Source organism: Vibrio sp. D173a (assembly GCF_030248475.1).
The window spans coordinates 1-637 of the sequence record NZ_JAHGAH010001105.1 but is presented as its reverse complement, the minus strand read 5'-3'; the positions used below and the strand labels follow the sequence as shown (position 1 = coordinate 637).

Annotated in this window: 1 protein-coding gene; it reads left to right on the top strand. The window is 49.0% G+C overall.

Annotation, left to right across the window (positions count from 1 at the left end; all coding sequences use genetic code 11):
* A partial coding sequence (asd, locus tag KIV40_RS31610) for an aspartate-semialdehyde dehydrogenase (RefSeq protein WP_285353266.1) occupies positions 1–637 on the top strand: 637 nt, incomplete at both ends.

Below are 637 nucleotides of genomic sequence, written 5' to 3'. Positions count from 1 at the left end.
CTAGTTGGTTGGCGCGGTATGGTTGGTTCTGTACTCATGCAACGTATGGTTGAAGAGCGTGATTTCGACCTGATTGAACCTGTTTATTACAGTACATCTCAAATCGGCATCCCAGCACCTGTTCTAGGTGGCAAAGATGCGGGTTTACTGCAAGACGCATTCGACATTGAAAGCCTAAAACAGCTGGACGCGGTTATTACTTGTCAGGGTGGCGATTACACATCAAAGGTATATCCAGCGCTGCGCCAAGCGGGTTGGAAAGGCTACTGGATTGATGCGGCTTCAACTCTGCGTATGGATGCTGACTCTATCATCACTCTTGATCCTGTTAACTTGGCTCAAATCCAACAAGGTATTCACGGTGGCACCAACACGTTTGTTGGCGGTAACTGTACTGTGAGCCTGATGCTTATGGCTCTAGGCGGCCTGTATGAAAAAGGCATGGTTGAGTGGATGAGCGCAATGACGTACCAAGCCGCTTCGGGCGCAGGTGCGAAGAACATGCGTGAGCTTATCTCACAAATGGGCGTTATCAATGACAGCGTAAGCTCTGAACTTGCGAACCCAGCGAGCTCTATTCTTGATATCGACAAAAAGGTAGCGGACACCATCCGTTCAGAATCTTTTCCTACAGACC